Source organism: Streptomyces sp. NPDC034086 (genome assembly GCF_055575515.1).
Genome location: NZ_JBVISM010000002.1, coordinates 876,374 through 899,256, shown reverse-complemented (window position 1 = coordinate 899,256; position 22,883 = coordinate 876,374). Strand labels below are relative to the sequence as shown.

Here is a 22,883-nt window from a genome sequence, read left to right as displayed (position 1 = left end):
GTGAGCCAGGACCTCTCCAAAACCGCGTACGACCACCTGTGGATGCACTTCACCCGCATGTCGTCGTACGAGAACGCGCCCGTCCCCACCATCGTGCGGGGTGAGGGCACCTACATCTTCGACGACAAGGGCAAGCGCTACCTGGACGGTCTCGCCGGACTGTTCGTGGTCAACGCCGGTCACGGCCGCAAGGAACTGGCCGAGGTCGCGTACAAGCAGGCGCAGGAGCTCGCGTTCTTCCCCGTGTGGTCGTACGCGCACCCCAAGGCCGTCGAGCTCGCCGAGCGCCTGGCCGACTACGCGCCGGGCGACCTGAACAAGGTCTTCTTCACCACGGGTGGCGGCGAGGCCGTCGAGACCGCCTGGAAGCTCGCCAAGCAGTACTTCAAGCTGCAGGGCAAGCACACCAAGTACAAGGTCATCTCGCGTGCGGTCGCCTACCACGGCACCCCGCAGGGCGCCCTGTCCATCACCGGCCTCCCGGCCCTGAAGGCCCCCTTCGAGCCGCTGGTCCCCGGCGCGCACAAGGTGCCCAACACCAACATCTACCGCGCCCCGATCCACGGCGACGACCCGGAGGCCTTCGGCCGCTGGGCCGCCGACCAGATCGAGCAGCAGATCCTCTTCGAGGGCCCCGACACCGTCGCGGCCGTCTTCCTCGAGCCCGTCCAGAACGCCGGCGGCTGCTTCCCGCCGCCGCCCGGCTACTTCCAGCGGGTCCGCGAGATCTGCGACACCTACGACGTGCTGCTCGTCTCCGACGAGACCATCTGCGCGTTCGGCCGCCTCGGCACGATGTTCGCCTGTGACAAGTTCGGCTACGTACCGGACATGATCACCTGCGCCAAGGGCATGACCTCGGGCTACTCCCCGATCGGCGCCTGCATCGTCTCGGACCGCATCGCGGAGCCCTTCTACAAGGGCGACAACACCTTCCTGCACGGCTACACCTTCGGCGGGCACCCGGTGTCCTCCGCCGTGGCCATCGCCAACCTCGACATCTTCGACAAGGAAGGCCTGAACCAGCACGTGCTGGACCAGGAGGGCAACTTCTTCGACACCCTGAAGAAGCTGCACGACCTTCCGATCGTCGGCGACGTCCGCGGCAACGGCTTCTTCTACGGCATCGAGCTCGTCAAGGACAAGGTCACCAAGGAGTCCTTCACGGACGAGGAGACCGAGCGCGTGCTCTACGGCTTCCTCTCCAAGGCGCTCTTCGACAACGGCCTCTACTGCCGCGCCGACGACCGCGGGGACCCGGTCATCCAGCTGGCCCCGCCGCTGATCGCCGACCAGGGCACCTTCGACGAGATCGAAGGCATCCTGCGCTCGGTGCTCACCGAGGCGTGGACCAAGCTCTGACCGGTCCGGGCCGCACCGGCCCGCCCACCCGGCCCGGATCCTCCGTTCGAGTAGAACGCGGGGATCCGGGCCGTGTGCTGTCAGCATCCAAGACGTTCATCCCATTACATCTCCCTGCGGCGCCAGTGACCGAAAGGGCGCCGCTTCGTTCCCCCGGACGGAGGTGTACGCCATGGTGGCTCCACCGGACAAGGCCCGGCCCGACCAGGCCCCGCCGCAGGACGACCTGCTCTGGGCCCGTTCCCTGCACTACTCCCACAGCGGTACGCCCGGCCTGATCGGCGTCTCCGCCGGAGTCCGCCAGGGCGAGATCGTCGCCGTGACCGGCCCGCGCGGCTGCGGCAAGAGCACCCTGCTGCGCTGTCTGGCCGGCCGGCTGGTCCCCGAGCAGGGCGAGGTCTGGTTCAACAGCGTCCCCGTCCACACCCTCGGCGCCGCCGCCCGCGAACGCCTGCGCCGCGACCGGTTCGCCTGGCTCGGGCCCGCACCACAGCTGCTGCCCGAGCTCAAGGTCTGGGAGAACGCCGCCCTGCCCCTGCTGCTCGCCGGCACCCCCCACCGCGCCGCCCGCCGTGCCGCCTCGGCCTGGCTGGAGCGCCTCGACCTCGACGCCTTCGCCCGCAAGCGCCCCGGCGCGCTGAACCGCGGCGAAGCCCAGCGGGTCGCCCTGGCCCGTGCCCTGATCGCCGAGCCCGCGGTCCTCTTCGCCGACGAGCCCACCGCCCCGCTGCACCGGGCCGACCGCACGCTGCTGCTGCGCACCCTGACCACGGCCGCCCGCTCGCACGGCATCACCGTCCTGCTCGCCACCCACGACGAGGAGACCGCGGCCGCCGCCGACCGCGGCCTCGCCCTGCTCGACGGCCGCCCGGCGGGCGCCGCGGCCGCCGCCCCGACGACGGAGGACCAGGCCGCGTGCTCCCTCTCCGCCTAGTACGCGGCTCCCGCCCCCTGGTCCAGGTGCGCAGGCTGCTGGTCGCGGCCGCCTCCGCCGGCAGCGGGTTCCTCCTGCTGTACGTCCTCGCGGAGGCGACGGCCCGGCCCGCCGGATCGTTCCCCCGGCTGCTGTGGGCCCTGCTGCCGCTCGCCGCCACCGTGCAGTTCGCCGTCGCCGTCGCCCGCACCGACCCGGCGAGCCGGCCCCGCGAGGGACTCGACGCCGCCGGGCTGGGCCCCGTGCGGCTCACCCTGGTCGCGGCCGTCTCCACCGCCATCGCCTGCACCCTCGGCAGCGCCCTGGCCCTGGCGGCCTTCCTCCACCTGCGGGGCGACCTCGCCGGACTGCCCTTCGACGGAGCCGCCCCCGGGCTGCTGCACGCCGACCGCCCCCTGCCGGTGGCCGCCGCGCTCACCCTGCTGGCGCTGGTCCCGCTGACGGCCGCCGCCGCCACCGCCCTGGCCCTGCGTCCCCGTCCGCCGCACTCCGGGCTGGCCCCGCAGACCGGCGTGCCCTGGGGGGTGGCGCTCACCGCCTGCGGGCTGGCCGCCCTGGCGTACGCGCGGCCCGCCGGAGCCGCCGTGCCGGCGGGCTGCGTACTGATCGCGGTCGGGCTCGCCCTCGCCGGGCCGGGACTGGCCTACGCCTGCGGGACCCTGGTCCAGGCAGTGCGGCCCGGTCTGCTCCGGCTGCTGGCCGGGCGCGGGCTCCAGGAGGAGGCGCCCCGGCTGGGGCGGCCGCTCGGAGTGCTCTGCGCCGTCGGCGCGGCCGCCCTCACCGCCCTCGCCCTGCGCGGCCAGGGCGGACCGGTCACCCCGCTCGGGCCGCTGACCGTCCCCGCCGCCGCCCTGGTGGCCCTGTGCGCGGCCGGGACCCTGCTCTCCTCGGCGCTCGAGGCCCGGCAGGCCCGCTCCGCCCAGCGCGAGGCGCTGGCCGGGCTCGGCACGCCGGGCACGGTACTGCGTACCGCCGTGGCGCTGCGGGCGGTCACGCTCCTCGGGGCGGCGGGGGGACTCGGCTGGGGTGTGGCGCAGCTGACGTCACTGGCGCTGACCCGCTGAGACGGCCAGCCCTTAGGGTGGGCCGAATGGTCAACGCAGACATCGAGATCGAGACGCTCGCCGAATTCGACCGGGTCGTCGCCGGCGGCTCACTGAGCGGCTACCGCGTCCAGTCGCTCAACCTCCTCGAGCGGACCTTCGCCCTGCTGTCCGCGGACACCTCGGCCGCCGTGTTCCTGGGCTGCGCGATGGAGCCCGACGCCTCGGTGAAGGTCCGCGCGGACGGCGCCCTCGTCTTCCCGCCGATACCGGACCTGCCGTTCGACCCGTACCGGGGTCTCCTGTACACCCCCGAGGAGCTGTTCGCCGGACTGGCCGAGGGGTACGCAGCGACCCCTGACGCGCAGACGTACGCCTGGTTCCAGGAGACCGGGACCGACCGCGACGTGTTCTCCTCGATGCTCCGCTCCCTCCACGACGACGCCGTCTCCGACGCCCTCGACGAACGCCTCGCCGGCTCCCGCGTCGTCGGCGTGATGGGCGGCCACGCCATGGCCCGGGGCAGCGCGGCCTACCGGGGCGCGGCCGGTCTGGGACGGGCCCTGTCCCGGTCCGGGCTGACGGTCGCCACCGGGGGCGGCCCGGGCGCGATGGAGGCCGCCAACCTCGGGGCGTACCTGGCGCCCGCGCCCGACGAGGCCCTGCCCGAGGCACTGGAGCTGCTGGCGAAGGTGCCCTCCTTCAGCCCGTCCGTCACCGACTGGGCGCGCGCGGCCTTTGCCGTGCGCGAGCGCTGGCCCGCGGGCGGCGACTCGGTCGGGATCCCGACCTGGTTCTACGGGCACGAGCCGCCGAACGCCTTCGCGGGGCAGATCGCCAAGTACTTCGCGAACGCCACCCGCGAGGACGGGCTGCTCGCCCGGTGCGACGCGGGCGTGGTCTTCCTGCCGGGCGCCGCCGGCACCGTGCAGGAGGTCTTCGACAACGCGACGCCGAACTACTACGAGTCGCGGTCCGAGCCGACCCCGATGATCCTGGTGGACCGCGCCCACTGGACCACTCGCCTGCCCGTGTGGCCCCTGCTGCGGGAGCTGGCGCGGGGCCGGGCGATGGAGTCCAGGATCGCGCTGGTTGACTCCGTGGACGAGGTGCCCGACGTGCTCGCGGCCATGTCCTGAGCCCCGCGCGGGCAAAGAACCGGTCAAAAGAAATCCCTCCCGCAGGCAACTTCCCGGCCGGTTACGACGTCTGGCAGAGGTACCGCCTTTTCACTGCCAGACGTTGAACGGAGCCCTCTGTGCTCATAGGCCTGCTGACCGCCGTCGCGGCGTCCATCTGCTACGGCACGGGCTCTGTCCTGCAAGCCGTGGGCTCGCGCCGGGCCGCCCGGACGTCCCCCGAGGCCGCCGGGGTCACCGCCCACGGCGGACCGAACCTGACCTCCACCGCCAAGGCCGCGATGACCTGGGAGTTCATCGTCGGCACCGTCCTGGACTTCGTGGGCTTCGGGCTGGGCGCGCTGGCGGCCCGCATGCTGCCCCTGTTCCTCTCCCAGACGGTGATCAGCGCCAACCTGGTGATCACCGCCATCCTCAGCGTGCGGATGCTGGGCATCCGGCTGACCCGCAAGGAATGGACCTCGATCGGGGTCGTCTGCGCGGCTCTGGTGCTGCTGGCGACCGCCGCCGGCCACGAGGGCGACCACCACGCCCCGATGTCCACGCACTGGTGGCTGCTGGCCGTGACCCTGGTGATCATCGTCGGCGGCACGGTGGCCGTGCGCTTCCTGGGCGGCCGGGCCGCGATCCTGGCGGGCCTGCTGTCGGGTCTGGCCTTCGGCGCGCTGGGCGTGGGCGTGCGCATCCTCGACGGCGTGGACCCCTTCGACCCGGTCACGTTCCTCACGGACCCTGCCCTGTACGCCATCCTGGTGGCGGGCTTCGGAGGCATGTACCTGCACACGGTGGCCCTGCAGATCGGCTCGGTGAACGGCGCGACCGCCGCCCTGGTCGTCGGCGAGACGGTGCTGCCGGGCGCGATCGGCGTCCTGTGGCTCGGCGACGCCTCCCGGCCGGGCCTGGCCTGGCTCGCGGTGACCGGCTTCGTCCTGGCGGTCGCCGGCGCCGTCGCGGTGGCCTGGTACGGCAACCACGACGGAGCCGAGGAGCCCGCCGCGGAACCGGTTCCGGCACCGGTGGCCTGACCGGCGGCCGGCGTCAGGCCCGCGGGAGGACGACGACCTCGGACGGGCTGAAGGCCACCGCGACCCGGTCCCCCACGGCCGGCGCGGCGGCCAGTGCGCACTCGGCGTCCAGCACCGGCCCCGACGCGGGTTTCAGCCGCAGGGCGACGTGCGTGCCGCGGAAGGTCCGGGACTCGACCACGCAGTCCAGGCCGGCCGCGGACAGCACCACCCCGGCCGGCCGGACCAGCAGCCGCTGCTCCCCCTCGGGCGTGCCGGCCGGGACGGGGACCCGGCCCCACGCCGTGGCGGCGGCGGCACCCGCCACCGTCCCCGGGACCACGTTCTCGAAGCCGAGGAACCGGGCCACGAACTCCGACGCGGGCCGCTGCCACACCTCCAGCGGGGTCCCGGCCTGCGCGATCTTCCCGTCCCGCATCACCACCACCCGGTCGGCCAGCGCGAAGGCCTCCCCCTGGTCGTGGGTGACGGCGAGGACGGTGGTGCCCAGCCGGGAGAAGAGCCCCTGGAGCTCGACCACCAGCCGCTCGCGCAGCCCCCGGTCCAGCTGGCCCAGCGGCTCGTCCAGCATCAGCAGCCGGGGCGAGGGGGCCAGCGCCCGGGCGAGCGCGACCCGCTGCTGCTCGCCGCCGGAGAGCGAGGAGACGGCCCGCCGCTGGGCCCCCGGGAGCCCGACCAGCTCCAGCAGCTCCGCGACCCGGGCCCCGTACGCCGCCTTCGCGGAACGCGGGCGGAGCCCGGAACCGGCGCCGAGCCCGGAACCCGCGCGGAGCCCCGGGCCGCGCACGCGCAGGCCGAAGGCGACGTTCCCGCCGACGTCCCGGTGCGGGAACAGCTGGTGGTCCTGGAACATCAGGCCCACCCCCCGGCGGTGCACGGGCACTCCGGCCTGGTCGGTGCCGCCGAGCAGCACCCGGCCCCCGGACACCGGCTGGAGCCCGGCCACCACCCGCAGCAGGGTGGACTTGCCGCTGCCGCTCGGCCCGAGGACGCACACGGTCTCGTGCGCGGCGACCTCGAGGTCGACCGCGTCCACCACCGCCCGGTCACCGAAGCGGACCGAGACCCCTTCGAGCTGGAGCAGGGTCATCAGAACTCTCCCGAGGTCTTGTCGGGTCGCAGCCGCTCCAGCACCAGCAGGGACACCGCGCACACCAGCATCAGAATCGTGCTCAGGGCCATCGCCTGCCCGTAGTTCATCTCCCCGGCCCGTCCCAGCAGCCGGGCCACGGCCACCGGCAGTGTCGGGCGGTCCGGCCGGGCGATGAAGACGGTCGCGCCGAACTCGCCCAGCGACACCGCGAAGGCGAAGCCCGCCGCGATCAGCAGCGCCCGCCGCACCAGCGGCAGGTCCACCTCCCGCCAGACCCGCAGCGGCGAGGCCCCGAGCACGGCCGCCGCCTCCCGCAGGCGGCCGTCCACGGCCCGCAGCACCGGCAGCATGGTCCGTACGACGAAGGGCACCCCGACCAGCGCCTGCGCCAGCGGCACCAGGATCCACGAGGTCCGCAGGTCCAGCGGGGGCTCGTCCAGGGTGATCAGGAACCCGAAGCCCACGGTCACGGCGGACACCCCGAGCGGCAGCATCAGCAGCGCGTCGAAGCCGCGTACGAAGCGGCCCGCGCGCCGGGTCAGGGCGGCGGCCGCGAGCCCGCCGACGGCCAGGGCGATGGCGGTGGCGGCGAGCGCGTACTGGAGGGAGTTCCAGACGGCCTCCAGCGGCGGCACCAGAAACGTTCCGCCGCCGGAGCCCGCGTCCTGCAACGCCCGGTAGAAGCCGAAGCCGTAGCCGCCCGGCGCGTCGAAGGACCGTTCCACCAGCACCGCCAGCGGTGCCACGACCAGCAGCACCACCGTCAGCAGCACCCCGCCCAGCAGGGCGCGCTGCCCCCGGCCGCGCGGCGGACGCGCGGTGCGCGCCGGGTCCACGAGCCGCAGCCCGGTCTCCCGGCGGCGCACCGTCCAGGCGTGCACGGCCAGGACGGCGGCGATGGCCGCGAACTGGACCATCGTCAGCACGGCGGCGGTCGGCAGGTCCAGCAGCTGCGCCGTCTGCCGGTAGACCTCCACCTCCAGGGTCGCGTACGCGGGTCCGCCGAGGATCTGCACGACGCCGAAGGAGCTGAAGGTGAACAGGAACACCATCAGCGAGGCGGCGGCCACCGCCGGTGCGAGCGCGGGCAGCGTCACCCGCCGCCACGCCGTGATCCGCCCGGCGCCCAGCACCCGGGCGGCCTCCTCCTGGCGCGGGTCCAGCTGCGCCCACAGCCCGCCGACCGTCCGTACGACGACGGCGTAGTTGAAGAAGACGTGGGCGAGCAGGATCGCCCAGACGGTGGTGTCCAGCCGCACGCCCCACAGCTCGTCGAGCAGCCCGCCCCGCCCGACCAGCGCCAGGAAGGCGCTGCCGACGACCACCGTCGGCAGGACGAAGGGGACGGTGACCAGCGCGCGCAGCAGCTGCTTTCCCGGGAACTCCAGGCGGGCGAAGACGTACGCGCCCGGCAGCGCGAGCAGCAGGGTCAGGGCGGTCGAGGCGAGCGCCTGCCAGGTGGTGAACCAGAGCACGCCGGCGATGTCGGGCCGGGCCAGGACCTCGCCGATCCGGCCGAACTGCCAGCCCGCGTCCGTCTTGAGCCCGCGGCCTACGATCGCGGCCACGGGAAAGGCGAAGAACAGTCCGAAGAAGGCGAGCGGCACGGCCATCAGAGCGAGTCTGACGACCGTGGCGCGCCCGCCCTCCGCGGGAAGGCGCTCTACTTCACGACGAGCGAGGACCACGTCTTGACCCACTGCTCACGGTTCTTCGCGATGGTCTCCGGAGCGACGTTCTCCGGCTTCTCGACCACCACGCCGTGCTTCGTGAACAGCTCCGGCAGCTTCGCGTCCTTGACGACCGGGTTCACGAACATCTGGAGCGGCATGTCCTCCTGGAACTTCCTGGAGACCAGGAAGTCGATGAGCGCCTTGCCGCCCTCCTCGTTCTTCGCGCCCTTCAGCAGGCCCGCGAACTCGACCTGGCGGAAGCACGTGCCCGTGGCCACGCCCGTGGGGGCGTCGGCCGGCTGCGGCTCGCCGTAGAGGACCTCGACCGGAGGGCTGGAGGCGTAGGAGACGACCAGCGGCCGGTCGCCCTTGGCCTTCTTGCCGCCGGCGGAGCCGGAGAAGCGCTCGTTGTAGGCCTGCTCCCAGCCGTCGACGACCTCGACGCCGTTGGCCTTGAGCTTGCTCCAGTAGTCCTTCCAGCCTTCCTCTCCGTACTTGCCGACGGAGGCGAGGAGGAAGCCGAGGCCGGGCGAGGAGGTCGCGGCGTTCTCGGTGACGAGCAGGTTCTTGTACTCCGGCTTGAGCAGGTCGTCCAGCGTCTGCGGCGGGGCGATCTTCTTGTCGGCGAAGTAGGCCTTGTCGTAGTTGACGCAGATGTCGCCGGAGTCGACCGGGGTGACCCGGTGCTGCTGGTCGAGGACGAACTCGGGCTTCACCGTGTCCAGGCCCTTGGCCGCGTACGGGGTGAAGATGCCGTTGTCGAGGGCCCGCGAGAGCAGGGTGTTGTCGACGCCGAAGAAGACGTCGCCGCGCGGGGATCCCTTGGTGAGGATCTCCTGGTTGAGGGCCGCGCCGGCGTCGCCGGACTTCAGGACCTTGACGGTGTAGCCGCTCTGCTGCTCGAACTCCTTGAGGACCGTGTCGGTCACGTTGAAGGAGTCGTGGGAGACGAGCGTGACCGTCTTGGACCCGGGGCCGCCGGTCGCCGCGGACGAGTCCTTGGCCTCGCCGCCGCCGCAGGCGCCGAGGGTGGTGACGCCGAGCGCCGCCGCGAGCGCCGTGCCCGCGATCTTCCTGGTGGTGCTCACTGGTGTATTCCTCCTGGGATGACCAGGAGAAGACGCGGCCCCGCCCGGCGCTCCTCGCGAGCGGTCGCCGGGCAGGGCGCAACAGCTTGAGTGGTGACCGAACTTCCTACCCCGAATGACCGGGGCGAGGTTCAGAGGGTCTGCGGATGACGGATACCGCACTCTCAGCGCTGTGGCGCTCCCCTGTCGGAATATGCAATTGGTTCGGCCACAGGGTACCCCGTGGCCGATTCGGGCACGCTCCTGTCCGGATCGCAGCCGGGACGCAGCCGGAATCTATCGTTCCGAGGCCGCGAGCTGGCCGCAGGCGCCGTCGATCTCCTGGCCGCGGGTGTCCCGGACGGTCACGGGCACGCCGTGGCGGGCGATGGCCTCGACGAAGGCCTTCTCGTCCTCGGGGCGCGAGGCGGTCCACTTGGAGCCCGGCGTCGGGTTCAGCGGGATCAGGTTGACGTGGACGCGCTTGCCCTTGAGCAGGCGGCCGAGCAGGTCGCCGCGCCAGGCCTGGTCGTTGATGTCGCGGATCAGGGCGTACTCGATGGAGATGCGGCGGCCGGACTTCTCGGCGTACTCCCAGGCCGCGTCGAGGACCTCGCGGACCTTCCAGCGGGTGTTCACGGGGACGAGGGTGTCGCGCAGCTCGTCGTCCGGGGCGTGCAGGGAGACCGCGAGGCGGCACTTGAAGCCCTCGTCGGCGAAGCGGAGCATGGCCGGGACCAGGCCGACGGTGGAGACGGTGATGCCGCGCTGCGACAGGCCGAGGCCGTCGGGCTCGGGGTCGGTGAGGCGGCGGATGGCGCCGACGACGCGCTTGTAGTTGGCGAGCGGCTCGCCCATGCCCATGAAGACGATGTTGGACAGGCGGGCGGGGCCGCCGGGGACCTCGCCGTCACGCAGGGCGCGCATCCCGTCGACGATCTGGTGCACGATCTCGGCGGTGGAGAGGTTGCGGTCCAGGCCCGCCTGGCCGGTGGCGCAGAACGGGCAGTTCATGCCGCAGCCGGCCTGCGAGGAGATGCACATCGTCACCCGGTCCGGGTAGCGCATCAGCACGGACTCGACCAGCGTGCCGTCGTGCAGCTTCCACAGGGTCTTGCGGGTGGTGTCGTCGTCGCAGCTGATGTGCCGCACGACGTTCATGAGCTCGGGGAGCAGCTCCTGCTGGAGCTTCTCGCGCGAAGCCGCGGGGATGTCGGTCCACTCGGCCGGGTCGTGCGCGTAGCGGGCGAAGTAGTGCTGGGAGAGCTGCTTGGCCCGGAAGGGCTTCTCGCCGATCGCGGCCACCGCCTCCCGGCGCTCGGCCGGGGTCAGGTCGGCGAGGTGGCGGGGCGGCTTCTTGACCCCGCGAGGGGCGACGAAGGTGAGCTCACCCGGAGCGGGACGGGGGGCCATGCGGTACTCCTCAGTACGACGGGGTGGGGGTCACCCCGCGCGTGCAGGGCCGGTCCGCGGCTCGGCCGCCGGACGGAAAGGGCGCGCCGCGTGAACACGGCGCGCCCTCCAGGATAACCCGGCCCGGACCCGTCAGCCGGTGGTCCGCCCACGGCCCCGGGGCGGCCGCTCAGCCGGTGCCGACGAACGCCGCCAGCAGCAGCCAGACCACGGGGGCCGTCGGCAGCAGCGAGTCGAGCCGGTCCATGATGCCGCCGTGGCCCGGGAGCAGCGTGCCCATGTCCTTGATGCCCAGGTCACGCTTGATCATGGACTCGCCGAGGTCGCCCAGGGTGGCGCTGACCGCGACCGCGAGGCCGAGCAGCAGGCCCTGCCACCAGGCACCCCCGTCGATCAGGAACTCCATGCACAGGGCGCCGGCCGCCATCGCGAAGGCGACGGCTCCGAAGAGCCCCTCGCGGGTCTTGCCGGGGCTGATGCGCGGGGCGAGCTTGGTCTTGCCGAAGCGCCAGCCCACGGCGTAGGCCCCGGTGTCGCTGACCACGGTCAGGACCAGGAAGGTCACCACGCGCTGCGGACCGTCGTCGGGGGTCAGCAGCATCGCGACGAACGTGGCCAGGAAGGGCACGTAGAACGCCGCGAAGACGCCCGCGGTGACGTCCCGGAGGTAGTCCTCGGGCGGCTCGGTCATCCGCCACACGAGGACGGCCAGCGCGGTGAGGGCCATGGCCACCCACGCGCCCTCCGCCCCGCGCACGTATCCGGCGATGATCATCGCCGCTCCGCCGACCGCGAGCGGGACCAGCGGGGCCTTGATGCCCTTCTTCTCCTGGAGCCGGGAGGTGAGCTCCCACAGGCCGACCACGATCGCGACGACGATGACGCCGACGAAGACGGCCTTGACGATGAACAGCGAAGCGAAGATCACCGCGCCGAGGCCGACGCCGACCCCTATGGCGGCACGCAGATCCCGCCCCGCGCGCTTCTTCGGCGGCGGGGGCGAGGCGTCCTGCGGGGCCTGCGGGGGCGGAGGCGGGGGGCTGGGCATGGGCTCCTGCAACGGCGTCTCGGCGCGGAACGGGGGGCCGCCGGCGAAGGCGGCCCCCCGATCGCGTGCGTCCCGGTCGTCGAAGGCACGGCCGGCGGCATCGGGCACGATGGGCATGGGCGCAGTGTGCGGGCCCACCAGCGCATCGTATGCGGGACCCGCCGGAACCGGCTCCGCGGCCCAGGGAGAGTCGTTCATCAGACCTCGAGGAGCTCGGCTTCCTTGTGCTTGAGCAGCTCGTCCACCTGCGCGACGTACTTCGCGGTGGTGTCGTCGAGCTCCTTCTCGGCGCGGCGCACCTCGTCCTCGCCGGCCTCCTTGTCCTTGACCAGCTTGTCGAGGGCGTCCTTGGCCTTGCGGCGCACGGAGCGGATGGAGACCTTGGAGTCCTCGGCCTTGTTCTTGGCGACCTTGATGTACTCCTTGCGGCGGTCCTGCGTCAGCTCCGGGAAGGTCACCCGGATGATGCGGCCGTCGTTGCTCGGGTTGACACCGAGGTCGGAGTCGCGGATCGCCTGCTCGATGTTGCGCAGCGCCGAGGCGTCGAACGGCGTCACGATCGCCATGCGCGGCTCGGGCACGGCGAAGGAGGCGAGCTGGTTGATGGGCGTGATGGCACCGTAGTAGTCCGCCACGATCTTGTTGAACATCGCCGGGTGCGCACGGCCCGTGCGAATCGCGGCGAAGTCTTCCTTGGCGACGACGACGGCCTTCTCCATCTTCTCCTCGGCCTCGAGGAGGATTTCTTCGATCACCACGTGCTCCTGCATGTCAGATATGGATGGTTCAGGCGGGCGCGGGCGGTCCGGGCCGCCCGGACCGGGCCCCTGCGGGCCCGGCTCGGTGTGCTCAGACCCGGGTGCCCTGGTCGCTCACGAGCGTGCCGATCTTCTCACCCTTGACGGCGCGGGCGATATTGCCCTCGGCGAGCAGCTCGAAGACCAGGATCGGCAGCCGGTTGTCGCGGCACAGCGTGATGGCCGTGGCGTCGGCGACCTTGAGGTCCCGGGACAGCACCTCGCTGTACTCCAGCGCGTCGAACTTCACGGCGTCCGGGTTGGTCTTCGGGTCGGAGTCGTAGACCCCGTCGACGCCGTTCTTGCCCATGAGGAGGGCCTCGGCGTCGATCTCCAGGGCACGCTGGGCGGCCGTGGTGTCGGTGGAGAAGTAGGGCATGCCCATGCCGGCGCCGAAGATGACGACGCGGCCCTTCTCCAGGTGGCGCACGGCGCGGAGCGGGATGTACGGCTCCGCGACCTGGCCCATGGTGATGGCGGTCTGGACGCGGCTGTCGATGCCCTCCTTCTCCAGGAAGTCCTGGAGGGCGAGGCAGTTCATGACGGTGCCGAGCATGCCCATGTAGTCGGACCGGGCCCGGTCCATGCCGCGCTGCTGGAGCTCGGCGCCGCGGAAGAAGTTGCCGCCGCCGATCACGATCGCGATCTCGGCGCCGTCGCGGACGACGGCCGCGATCTCGCGGGCGATGGCGTGCACGACGTCGGGGTCGACACCCAGTCCGCCGCCGCCGGAGAAGGCTTCGCCGGACAGCTTCAGCATGAAGCGGCGACCCTTCTTCTCGTGGTCGCTCTTGTCGTCGGATGCGGTGTGGGGGTCCACGCCCTGATTCATGGAGATCTCCTCGTGCACATACGAAGAAGGCCATTGCCGGTGGGTCCTCGCGGTTCCCTCTGGGGCAATGGCCTCCTCGTCAGATCTGCGGTCGTCCTGCGCGGGCACGGACGACTGCTTCAGACCCTATAGGGGTCCGGTGTCCGTCGCGTACGGACGGACTCAGATGCCGACCTTGATGCGGGTGAAGCGCTTCAGGGTGACACCGGCCTCGTCCAGAACCTTCTGGACGGACTTCTTGTTGTCCAGCGCGTACGGCTGGCCCAGGAGCGTGACGTCCTTGAAGAAGCCGTTGACGCGACCCTCGACGATCTTGGCGATCGCGGCCTCGGGCTTGCCCTCGGCGCGGGTGACCTCTTCGGCGACGCGACGCTCGGACTCGACGACCTCGGCCGGAACGTCCTCGGCGGTCAGGTACTTCGGCGCGAAGGCGGCGATGTGCTGGGCGATGCCCTTGGCCAGCTCGGCGTCGGCCTTGTCCAGCTCGACCAGGACACCGATCTGCGGGGGCAGGTCGGGCATGGTGCGGTGCATGTAGGCGGCGACGAAAGCGCCCTCGTACTGCGCGAAGCGGTCCAGGACGATCTTCTCGCCGAGGTTGGCGTTGGCCTCGTCCACGAACGCCTGGACGGTCTTGCCGGCCTCGATCTCGGACGCCAGCAGCGCCTCGATGTCCTTGGGCTTGGTCTCGGCCACGTGGGCGGCGAGCTGGTCGGCGACGGCCAGGAACTTCGGGCTCTTGGCCACGAAGTCGGTCTCGCACTTGAGCTCGAGGAGCACGCCGGAGGTGGCGTCCTCGGCGATCAGGGAGGTGACGGCACCGTTCTCGGCGGAACGGCCCTCGCGCTTGGCGACACCCTTCAGGCCCTTGACGCGCAGGATCTCGTTGGCCTTGGTGACGTCGCCGTCGGCCTCGACGAGCGCGTTCTTGCAGTCCAGCATGCCGGCGCCGGTGAGCTCGCGGAGCTTCTTGACGTCAGCGGCGGTGTAGTTCGCCATGAGTCTGTGATTCTCTCTCGAAGTCGTAGATCTACGGGTGAACAGCGGAGGAGCGCGCTCGTGGCGCGGCTCCCCCGCCGTCATCGTCCGTGCTGCGAATGCCCGGCGGATGAACGCCGGGCACTCTCAGGGGGTCAGGCCTGCTCGGCGGCCGGAGCCTCGGCGGCCGGAGCCTCGGCCTCGGTGGCCTCGGCAGCCGGGGCCTCGGCCGCGGGGGCCTCGGCGTCAGCCTTCTTCTCGCCCTCGAGCAGGTCGCGCTCCCACTCGGCGAGGGGCTCGGCGGCGGCCTTCTCGCCCGGCTTCGAGTCACCGGTCGCGGCGCCGGAACGGGCGATGAGGCCCTCGGCGACGGCGTCGGCGATCACGCGGGTGAGCAGGGTGACGGAGCGGATCGCGTCGTCGTTGCCCGGGATCTTGTAGTCGACCTCGTCGGGGTCACAGTTGGTGTCGAGGATCGCGACGACCGGGATGTGCAGCTTGCGCGCCTCACCGACGGCGATGTGCTCCTTCTTGGTGTCGACGATCCAGACGGCGCTGGGAACCTTCGACATCTCGCGGATACCACCGAGGGTCTTCTCCAGCTTGGCCTTCTCGCGGGAGAGGACCAGGAGCTCCTTCTTGGTGAGACCCGAGGCGGCGACGTCCTCGAAGTCGATCGCCTCAAGCTCCTTCAGACGCTGGAGGCGCTTGTAGACGGTGGAGAAGTTGGTGAGCATGCCACCCAGCCAGCGCTGGTTGACGTACGGCATGCCGACGCGGGTCGCCTGCTCGGCGATGGCCTCCTGCGCCTGCTTCTTCGTACCGACGAACATGATGGAGCCACCGTGCGCGACGGTCTCCTTCACGAACTCGTAGGCGCGGTCGATGTACGACAGCGACTGGAGCAGGTCGATGATGTAGATGCCGTTGCGCTCGGTGAAGATGAAGCGCTTCATCTTCGGGTTCCAGCGACGGGTCTGGTGACCGAAGTGGACGCCGCTCTCCAGCAGCTCCCGCATCGTTACGACGGCCATGGCCATCTCCTTGGTTTCTCGGTTTGGTTCCTGACGCCCCGCCGCGCCCTGCCCCTGGAGGGACCGAGAGACGCTCTCACCTGACCGGAACCGGTCGGCGCTGGGGCGTGCGAAGTCGACCCGGTGACCCGGATCGCCACAAGAAGTGTACGGGACCCGGCGGTATGCCGGGTGACGCCGTTGTCCACACCGCGACGGCCGTCCACAGGCGCGGACCCGCCGGGCGGCCCGCGCGGGATCCTGCGGGGCATGACGAAACTGCTGCTCATCCTGCTCCTGACCCTGCCCCGGACGCTGCCCGCGCCGCCGGCCGCCGTCGTGCCGGCCGCCCCCGGTCCCGCGTCCGCGGCGCCCGGCGCACCGGCGCACGGGGCGGCGGGCCTGCGCGGGGCGGCGCGAGTGCGCCCCCTGCCCGCGCCGCTGTCCGTGACGCGCTGGTGGGATCCGCCGCCGACCCCGTACGCGGCCGGGCACCGCGGGGTGGACCTGGCGGCGCCGGCCGGTGCGCGGGTCCGGGCCGTGGGCGCCGGGCGGGTGCACTACGCGGGGCGGGTCGCGGGGCGCGGAGTGCTCTCGCTCACCCTCCCGGGCGGCCTGCGGACGACGTACGAGCCGGTGCGGCCGCTGGTCGCGGAGGGGGAGGCCGTCGCGGCGGGCCAGGTGGTGGCCGTGCTGACGGAGGGGTCGCACTGCCCGGGCCCCTGCCTGCACTGGGGACTCCTCACGGGCGAGAACTCCTACCTCGACCCGCTGACGCTGCTCCCGCCGCCCACGCCCCGGCTGCTGCCGGCCGCCGCCCCGGGCGCTCCCTGACCGACGACGCCCCTCAGCGCCATCGCGACGGCCGTCTCCGTGATCACGGCCGGGTCCTCGGCGGCGCCGAGCTCGATGCGGCGGGCCGCGGCGTCCACGACGCCCTGGAGCAGCATCGCGGACAGGCGGGGCTCCGCCAGCCCGAGGGCGTCCAGGGCCTCGACGATCATCGCCACCAGGCCGCCGTGCGCGGCGCGGATCTTCTCCCGCGCGCCGGCGTCCAGCTCGCCGGCGGAAATGGCGACCACCGCGCGGTGGCGGCGGTCCCCCACCAGCCCCAGCTGGGTGCGCACGTACGCCTCGATCTTCGCTTCCGGAGTGGGCTCCCGCTCCATCGCCGCCTCGATCTCGGCCGCCCACACGGGGAAGTCCACCGCGCACAGCTCTTCGACGACGGCCGCGCGCGACCGGAAGTACTCGTACACGGAGGACCGGGCGAGTCCGGTGCGCTCCGCGAGGGCGGGGAAGGTCAGGGCTTCCGTCCCGCCTTCGGACAACAGGGCACGGGCGGCGTCCAACAGGGCGCCGCGCTGCATCGACCGGTGCTCGGCCACGGAGGCCGCTCGAATCCTGGGCACGTCACCACTGTACGGAGGTCCCGCAAGGGCTGTCCGCCGCGATCCGGACGCCGCGGCTCAGCGGCCGACGTCGGCGAGCTTGGCGCGCAGCTGGAGCACGGACTTCGTGTGGATCTGGCTGACCCGGCTCTCGGTGACGCCCAGGACGTTCCCGATCTCGGCGAGGGTCAGGCCCTCGTAGTAGTAGAGGGTCACCACGGTCTTCTCCCGCTCCGGGAGGGTGTTGATGGCCCGCGCGAGCAGGCGGCGCAACTCCCGGTCCTCGGCCACCTCGACTGGGTTGTCGGCGGCGGTGTCCTCCAGGGTGTCCATCAGGGAGAGGCGGTCGCCGCCCTCCCCGCCCACGTGCAGCAGCTCCTCCAGGGCGACCACGTTGGCCAGGGACAACTGGCTGAAGACCGTGTGGAGTTCCTCCACCGCGATGCCCATCTCCCCCGCGACCTCACCCTCCGTGGGGGTGCGGCGCAGCTGGGCCTCCAGCGTCGCGTAGGCGCGTTCCACCGCCCGCGCCTTCTGCCGCACGGAGCGCGGGATCCAGTCCAGCGCGCGCAGCTCGTCGATCATCGCGCCGCGGATCCGGGTGATGGCGTACGTCTCGAACTTGATGGACCGCTCGATGTCGAACTTCTCGATCGCGTCGATCAGGCCGAAGACCCCGGAGGAGACGAAGTCGGCCTGCTCCACATTGGGCGGCAGGCCCACGCTGACCCGGCCCGCCACGTACTTGACCAGCGGCGAGTAGTGCAGGATCAGCTGTTCCCGCAGCCGTTCGTCGCCCGAGTCCTTGTATGAGCGCCAGAGCACCTCCAGGGACGAGGGCGCGGTGGACCGCACGCTGCGACGGGCAGCGGGGGGAACCGCGGCGCGGTCGGACCCTGAGGTGTGCTGGGGCATGCTTCGCCTTTGCCGGAGCGGGATTCCTTGGGAGCGTAGCGTGACGGAAGTGTCGCGGTGCGCGAAGAGTACGGGATGGCGCAGGGGCGCAAGGGCGTCCGTCCTCGCGCGGGCGGCCCGGGACCGGCGCCTCGCGCACGGTCCCGGCGAGTGCCACCGGGAGGACCGCGTCTGTCATCGCCGTCACTCTTTCACCGGAACGCCCCAGGTCAACGACCGCCTCGCCGGTCGGCTCCGGAATGCACCCCCTCTCGCGACGTCCGCGGGGTCAACCGCCAGCCGTCGCCCTGCCGTTCGACGAACCCCAGAGAGTGAAGTTCGTACAGTCTGCCGATGACTTCATCGGTGCCCGTGGCCGCGGCGAGGGCGATCTCATCCAGGCCCGCCGGACGGCCCGCCGGGAGCGCTTCGAGGACCCGGGCGGCGCCGGGCTCCAACAGGTCCCGGGCGAGGACCGGACCACGGCGCGCGGGAGCCAGCTCACCCATCTCGCCGACCAGTTCGACGATCTCGTCGGCGTCGGTGACGAGCACCGCCTCGCCGCGCAGCAGCTCGTGCACACCGGCCGAGAGGCCACTGGTGGCGGCTCCGGGAACGCCCATGGTGAGGCGGCCCAGCTCCTGAGCGCGGCGGGCGGTGACCAGGGAGCCGCTGCGGTGGGCGGCCTCCACGACCACCGTCCCCCGGGTGAGGGCCGCGATGACCCGGTTGCGCAGGACGAACCGGCTCGGTGTCGGGTGGGTCCCGGGCGGCAGCTCGCCCAGCACCAGCCCCTGGCCGCTGATCCGGCCCAGGAGCCCGGCGTGGCCGCGCGGGTAGGCCACGTCCACCCCGCAGGCCAGGACCGCCGCCGTGGCGCCACCCGAGGCGAGGGCCCCCCGGTGGGCGGCGCCGTCGATCCCGTACGCCGCCCCGGAGACGACCACCCAGCCGCGCTCGGCGAGCCCGGCGGCCAGGCTCTGCGCCATGTGGGCCCCGTACGGGGTACACGCCCGGGCCCCGACCACGGCGACCGACCGCAGCGCCCAGGTCCGCAGGTGGGGCCGGCCCCGCAGCCACAGCCCGACGGGCCGGGCGTCACCGAGGTCGTCCAGCTGGGTCGGCCACTCCGCCGAGCCGGGGCAGACGAACCGGCAGCCCGACCCGGCGGCGCTCTCCAGATCCCGCAGGGGCTCCGCGGCGGCGGCCCTCCTGCGGTATCCGGCCAGCCGCTCGGGCCCCACCCCGGTCAGCGCCCCGGACTCCGGCTCCGGGCCGGTCAGGAGCCGTATCAGTCCGACGGCCCCGAGTTCCCGGATCCAGCGGCCGCCGTGATCGTCCCCCGGCTCCAGCACCCGGGTCAGCGCGGCCCTGGCCAGGTGCTCCGGTTCGTACCCGGCGGCGGTCACGGCCCCGCCCCCACGGCCTGGGCCGCCCCCCGGGCGATCCCGGTGCGCAGCTCCAGCGCGACGGCCGCGTCCAGGGCGTCGGGGCGGTCGCGGCCCCGCAGGTCGGCGACGGTCCAGGCGACCCGCAGCACCCGGTCCAGCCCCCGCGCGGTGAGCAGTCCCCGCTCCATGTCGCGCTCGGCCAGCGCCAGGGCGCCCGGGCCGGCGGGCCACCGGGTGCGCAGCTCGTGCCCGGGCACCTCCGAGTTGAGCCGCCACGGGGTGTCGGCGAGCCGGGCGGCGGCCCGCTCGCGGGCCTCGCGGACGCGGTCGGCGACGGCGGCGGTCGCCTCGCCGCGCCCGCCGCGGCCCAGCAGGTCGGAGCGGGTGACCGGCTCGACCTCGACCCGCAGGTCGACCCGGTCGAGCAGCGGCCCGGACAGCCGGGCCTGGTAGCGCCGGATCACCGAGGCGGGGCATTCGCAGCCGGACCCGTTCAGGGTGTGCCGGCCGCAGGGGCAGGGGTTGGCCGCGAGGACCATGAGGAAGCGGGCGGGGAGCCGTACCACTCCGGCGGCCCTGGCGATGACCACGTGCCCGGCTTCGAGGGGCTGCCGCAGGGCGTCCAGCACCTTCCCGCTGAACTCCGCGGCCTCGTCCAGGAAGAGAACCCCCTTGTGCGCCAGGGAGACCGCTCCCGGCCGGGGGATCCCGGCTCCGCCGCCGACCAGCGACTGCATGGTGGCGGAGTGGTGGGGGGCGCAGTACGGGGCCCTGCCGACGAGCGGTTCGCCGGGCGGCAGGATTCCCGCGACCGAGTGGACCGCCGTCACCTCCAGGGAGTCCCGTCGGGTGAGCGGCGGCAGGAGCCAGGGCAGCCGCTCGGCGAGCATCGTCTTGCCCGCGCCCGGAGGTCCGCTGAGGAAGAGGTGGTGGCCCCCGGAGGCCGCCACCTCCAGGGCCCGGCGGGCGCCGTGCTGCCCGGCGACGTCGGCGAGGTCCGGGAAGTCCGCGGCGTCACCCCGGCCCGAGAGGCCCGTCCCGAGCCCCGCGCCGGGAACGACCAGCCCGGCGAGCATCGGATCCGGGCGCCCGGCGTCCCGGGGCGGCTCCTCCTCGGGCACCTCCCCGCCGGTCAGCACCGCGATCAGCTGCCGCAGGCTGCGCACGCCCAGCACCGACACGTCCGGGACGAGGGCGGCCTCGGCCGCGCACTGGTGCGGCACCACCACCTGCCGGTACCCGGCCTCGGCGGCCGCGAGCACGGCGGGCAGGATCCCCCGGACGGGGCGCACCCGGCCGTCGAGACCCAGTTCCCCGATGAGCACGAGGTCGGCGATCTTCGCGGGGTCGACGACCTCGGCGGCGCCCAGCACGGCCGCGGCGACGGCCAGGTCGAAGTGGGCGCCGGCCTTCGGCACGGACGCCGGGCTGAGTCCGACCGTGAGCTTCTTCTGCGGCCAGGGGGCGCCGGAGTTCACCACCGCCGCCCGTACCCGGTCGCGGCTCTCCACCAGGGTCTTGTCGGGCAGCCCCACCAGGGTGAAGGCGGCCACCCCGGGCTCCAGATCGGCCTGTACCTCCACGAGTACGCCCTCGACGCCCACCAGCGCCACGGAGCAGGCCCGCGCGAACCCCATCAGGCCGCCCCCCTGACGTGCTCCACCACGGGCGCCCCGCGCCGCGGCAGCAGGACTCCGACCAGGTCGATCCGCACGCCGCCCGGCGGCGGCCCCCCGTGGTCGGCGAGCCAGCGCCCGGCGAGCCGGCGCAGCCGCTCCGCCTTGCCGGCCCGGACGGCGGCCATGGGGTGTTCGAAGCCGCCCGCGCGGCGCGTCTTGACCTCGCACACGACGAGCGCGTCCCCGTCGCGGGCGACGATGTCGATCTCCCCGGCCCGGCACCGCCAGTTCCTGGCGATCACCGTCATCCCGGACTCGGTCAGCCTCCGCGCGGCGAGCTCCTCGCCGTACCGCCCCAATGCCCGCTGTGCCACGCTCTTCGCGTCCATCCGGCACCACCTCCGGCACCGACGGTCCCGCGTCCCGGCCCACGGCGTGGATCTTGGTGGACAACCCGGGCGTTGTGGATATCCGGCTCACCCGCGGGGGTGAACCGGCCCGTGGATCAGCCGGGGAGGTCACCGCCCGGCAGTTCGAGGTCGCTCTTGTTCAGCTCCTCGATGTTCACGTCCTTGAAGGTCAGCACGCGGACCTGCTTGACGAACCGGGCCGGACGGTACATGTCCCAGACCCACGCGTCGGCCATGGAGACCTCGAAGAACACCTCGCCCTGGACCGAGTGCACCTGCATCTCGTAGTCGTTGGTCAGGTAGAAACGTCGCTCGGTCTCGATCACGTACTTGAACAGCCCGACGACGTCGCGGTACTCCCGATAGAGCTTCAGCTCCATCTCGGTCTCGTACTTCTCGAGGTCCTCGGCACTCATGGCATGTTCCCCTTCAGCCGTGCGTCCCCCTATTGTGCGCCAGGGCCGTACGCCCCTAAACGATTTCCGGGGCGAGGACCACCGGAGCGCCCGGAGGACCGTCGTCGAGCAGCGTCCGGAGCAGCTCGGCCAGTCTGGTCGGGTACACCGTCTCACGGGCCGCGAGGAGTTCCTCGGAGGTCCACCACCTGGCTCCCGCGACGCTGCGCCGCTCCAGCTCCGTGAGACCGCCCATCTCGGTGGCGGTCTGGGCGGTACGCGCCAGGAAGTACCACTCGTCCTGCTCCCAGCGCCTCCCGTCGAAGGGGAAGGCGCAGTACCGGTGCCACAGCACCGGCCCCAGTTCCACCTCTGTGATCCCGGTCTCCTCGGCGAGTTCCCGCAGCGCCGCCTGCTCGCGGGTCTCGTCGCCCTCCAGGCCGCCGCCCGGGGTGAACCACCAGTCGTCGGCGGGGTCGTCCGGTTCGAAGCCGTGCAGCAGCAGGATCCGGTCCTCGGGGTCGAGCAGGATCACCCGGGAGACCTTCCGCGGGGGCGTCCCGGACGGCTCAGCGGCCACGGGAGCCCGCCCGCCCGCGCCCGCGCCCCATGAGCCGCGCGAGCGGCCCGTAGGCGGCGCCCAGCAGCACCAGGGCCGCACCGGCCAGCGCCGCGGTCACCTGGAGCCGCAGCGGTCCGGAGGCCGAGGTCCCGCCGGGCAGGGCGGCGAAGGTCCGGGGCCGCTCCAGCATCGTCATGGACGGCCACGCCACGGCGTCGACCCGGCCCCGGACCGCCGAGCGGGGCACCGTCCCCTGGCCGGCCTCCTGGAGGTGCGCCCGGGAGTCCAGCGACCCGCCGCGCCGGTCACCCATCAGGAAGAGGTTGCCCTCGGGCACCTTCACCTCGAAGGAGGTCGTCCCCGCGGCCGCGGCCCCGTCGCCCTCCCGGTCCACGTAGGGCTCGTCCAGCGGCACGCCGTTCAGGGTCACCCGGCCGCCCTGGCCGCAGCAGGCGACGGTGTCGCCGCCGACGGCCACGACCCGCTTGACCATGGGGGAACTGCTCCACACGGTGTCGGTGAAGACGACGACGTCACCGCGCCGCACCTCGGCGCCGTCGATCCGCTGGGCCAGCACCCGGTCGCCCGGCCGTACGGTCGGCACCATCGAGTCCGTCGGCACCGTGTACGGCTGGTACACCAGCGCCCCCCAGCCGAAGCCGCCGAGGAAGAGCACGAAACCGATGGCCACGGCGATCCCCGACAACGTGTTGCCGAGGTTTCCGTGGCCATCCCTGCGCGTGCGTATTGCCTGCGTTCCGCCCATTGCAGCGCCCCCTGCCTCGGAGATCGTCCACCTGGGCG

23 protein-coding genes are annotated in these 22,883 nt (G+C 72.8%); 6 read left to right on the top strand and 17 right to left on the bottom strand.

Translation table 11 applies throughout. The annotated features are described in order from the left end of the window. From ACZ514_RS09550 to ACZ514_RS09530, 5 genes are all read left to right on the top strand, one after another. Nucleotides 1-1,362 (top strand): aspartate aminotransferase family protein, encoded by a 1,362-nt coding sequence (locus ACZ514_RS09550; protein WP_361597958.1) that lies wholly within the window; start codon nt 1-3, stop codon nt 1,360-1,362. A 172-nt stretch (nt 1,363-1,534) separates the two neighbouring features. After that, a complete protein-coding gene (locus ACZ514_RS09545) occupies nt 1,535-2,296 on the top strand; it encodes an ABC transporter ATP-binding protein (protein ID WP_469124445.1) in 762 nt (253 codons plus the stop codon). Continuing rightward, nucleotides 2,278-3,360, top strand: a complete 1,083-nt coding sequence (locus ACZ514_RS09540; RefSeq protein ID WP_469124444.1) for a hypothetical protein — start codon at nt 2,278-2,280, stop codon at nt 3,358-3,360. The genes ACZ514_RS09545 and ACZ514_RS09540 overlap by 19 nt, the downstream gene beginning before the upstream one ends. 26 nt (nt 3,361-3,386) lie before the next feature. Continuing rightward, nucleotides 3,387-4,478 carry an LOG family protein gene (locus ACZ514_RS09535; RefSeq protein ID WP_468166692.1) on the top strand — a complete coding sequence of 364 codons (1,092 nt, stop codon included), beginning with the start codon at nt 3,387-3,389 and terminating at the stop codon, nt 4,476-4,478. A 119-nt stretch (nt 4,479-4,597) separates the two neighbouring features. Further along, nucleotides 4,598-5,503 carry a DMT family protein gene (locus ACZ514_RS09530; protein WP_468166690.1) on the top strand — a complete coding sequence of 302 codons (906 nt, stop codon included), beginning with the start codon at nt 4,598-4,600 and terminating at the stop codon, nt 5,501-5,503. A 13-nt stretch (nt 5,504-5,516) separates the two neighbouring features. Here the strand turns inward: ACZ514_RS09530 and ACZ514_RS09525 are convergent, their stop codons facing one another. The 9 genes from ACZ514_RS09525 to rpsB all read right to left on the bottom strand — a co-directional run bounded on the left by ACZ514_RS09525 (nt 5,517) and on the right by rpsB (nt 15,438). Then, nucleotides 5,517-6,593, bottom strand: a complete 1,077-nt coding sequence (locus tag ACZ514_RS09525) for an ABC transporter ATP-binding protein (RefSeq protein WP_469124443.1) — start codon at nt 6,591-6,593, stop codon at nt 5,517-5,519. Next, nucleotides 6,593-8,209, bottom strand: coding sequence for an ABC transporter permease (locus tag ACZ514_RS09520; RefSeq protein WP_468166686.1), 1,617 nt, complete (start codon nt 8,207-8,209; stop codon nt 6,593-6,595). Before ACZ514_RS09520 ends, ACZ514_RS09525 begins: the two co-directional genes overlap by 1 nt. A gap of 50 nt (nt 8,210-8,259) precedes the next feature. After that, the gene (locus ACZ514_RS09515; RefSeq protein ID WP_468166684.1) at nt 8,260-9,357 is read right to left on the bottom strand and encodes a thiamine ABC transporter substrate-binding protein; all 1,098 of its coding nucleotides are present in this window, start codon (nt 9,355-9,357) and stop codon (nt 8,260-8,262) included. 276 nt (nt 9,358-9,633) lie between these two features. After that, on the bottom strand, nt 9,634-10,749 hold the full coding sequence (rlmN, locus tag ACZ514_RS09510; RefSeq protein ID WP_388941981.1) for a dual-specificity RNA methyltransferase RlmN: 1,116 nt from the start codon (nt 10,747-10,749) through the stop codon (nt 9,634-9,636). Nucleotides 10,750-10,918: 169 nt separating this feature from the next. Next, nucleotides 10,919-11,995 (bottom strand): phosphatidate cytidylyltransferase, encoded by a 1,077-nt coding sequence (locus ACZ514_RS09505; protein ID WP_467891070.1) that lies wholly within the window; start codon nt 11,993-11,995, stop codon nt 10,919-10,921. Continuing rightward, complete coding sequence (gene frr / locus ACZ514_RS09500) at nt 11,995-12,552, bottom strand: ribosome recycling factor (protein WP_243630638.1); 558 nt, start codon at nt 12,550-12,552, stop codon at nt 11,995-11,997. The genes ACZ514_RS09505 and frr overlap by 1 nt, the downstream gene beginning before the upstream one ends. 94 nt (nt 12,553-12,646) lie before the next feature. Beyond that, a complete protein-coding gene (gene pyrH / locus ACZ514_RS09495; RefSeq protein ID WP_388941988.1) occupies nt 12,647-13,426 on the bottom strand; it encodes a UMP kinase in 780 nt (259 codons plus the stop codon). Between the two features lie 162 nt (nt 13,427-13,588). Then, nucleotides 13,589-14,425 (bottom strand): translation elongation factor Ts, encoded by an 837-nt coding sequence (tsf, locus tag ACZ514_RS09490; RefSeq protein WP_468166682.1) that lies wholly within the window; start codon nt 14,423-14,425, stop codon nt 13,589-13,591. Between the two features lie 134 nt (nt 14,426-14,559). Beyond that, nucleotides 14,560-15,438, bottom strand: coding sequence for a 30S ribosomal protein S2 (gene rpsB, locus ACZ514_RS09485; protein ID WP_468166680.1), 879 nt, complete (start codon nt 15,436-15,438; stop codon nt 14,560-14,562). A gap of 249 nt (nt 15,439-15,687) precedes the next feature. Here rpsB and ACZ514_RS09480 point away from each other — a divergent pair, with 249 nt between their 5' ends. Further along, on the top strand, nt 15,688-16,251 hold the full coding sequence (locus ACZ514_RS09480) for a M23 family metallopeptidase (RefSeq protein ID WP_469124442.1): 564 nt from the start codon (nt 15,688-15,690) through the stop codon (nt 16,249-16,251). Here the strand turns inward: ACZ514_RS09480 and ACZ514_RS09475 are convergent. The 8 genes from ACZ514_RS09475 to lepB all read right to left on the bottom strand — a co-directional run bounded on the left by ACZ514_RS09475 (nt 16,176) and on the right by lepB (nt 22,845). Further along, nucleotides 16,176-16,805, bottom strand: coding sequence for a TetR/AcrR family transcriptional regulator (locus ACZ514_RS09475; protein ID WP_469124486.1), 630 nt, complete (start codon nt 16,803-16,805; stop codon nt 16,176-16,178). The two genes, ACZ514_RS09480 and ACZ514_RS09475, sit on opposite strands and share 76 nt — an antisense overlap. Nucleotides 16,806-16,886: 81 nt before the next feature. After that, a complete protein-coding gene (gene whiG / locus ACZ514_RS09470; protein WP_468166676.1) occupies nt 16,887-17,723 on the bottom strand; it encodes an RNA polymerase sigma factor WhiG in 837 nt (278 codons plus the stop codon). A gap of 209 nt (nt 17,724-17,932) precedes the next feature. Next, nucleotides 17,933-19,111 (bottom strand): DNA-processing protein DprA, encoded by a 1,179-nt coding sequence (gene dprA / locus ACZ514_RS09465; RefSeq protein WP_469124441.1) that lies wholly within the window; start codon nt 19,109-19,111, stop codon nt 17,933-17,935. Continuing rightward, nucleotides 19,108-20,730, bottom strand: coding sequence for a YifB family Mg chelatase-like AAA ATPase (locus tag ACZ514_RS09460; RefSeq protein ID WP_469124440.1), 1,623 nt, complete (start codon nt 20,728-20,730; stop codon nt 19,108-19,110). The genes dprA and ACZ514_RS09460 overlap by 4 nt, the downstream gene beginning before the upstream one ends. Further along, on the bottom strand, nt 20,730-21,101 hold the full coding sequence (locus tag ACZ514_RS09455; RefSeq protein WP_467891088.1) for a YraN family protein: 372 nt from the start codon (nt 21,099-21,101) through the stop codon (nt 20,730-20,732). Before ACZ514_RS09455 ends, ACZ514_RS09460 begins: the two co-directional genes overlap by 1 nt. Nucleotides 21,102-21,217: 116 nt before the next feature. Continuing rightward, entirely contained in the window at nt 21,218-21,538 is a 321-nt protein-coding gene (locus ACZ514_RS09450; protein ID WP_267032412.1) for a DUF2469 domain-containing protein, read from the bottom strand. A gap of 55 nt (nt 21,539-21,593) precedes the next feature. After that, complete coding sequence (locus tag ACZ514_RS09445; protein WP_468166670.1) at nt 21,594-22,097, bottom strand: NUDIX hydrolase; 504 nt, start codon at nt 22,095-22,097, stop codon at nt 21,594-21,596. Further along, on the bottom strand, nt 22,087-22,845 hold the full coding sequence (gene lepB, locus ACZ514_RS09440) for a signal peptidase I (RefSeq protein WP_469124439.1): 759 nt from the start codon (nt 22,843-22,845) through the stop codon (nt 22,087-22,089). The genes ACZ514_RS09445 and lepB overlap by 11 nt, the downstream gene beginning before the upstream one ends. Nucleotides 22,846-22,883 lie beyond the last annotated feature (38 nt).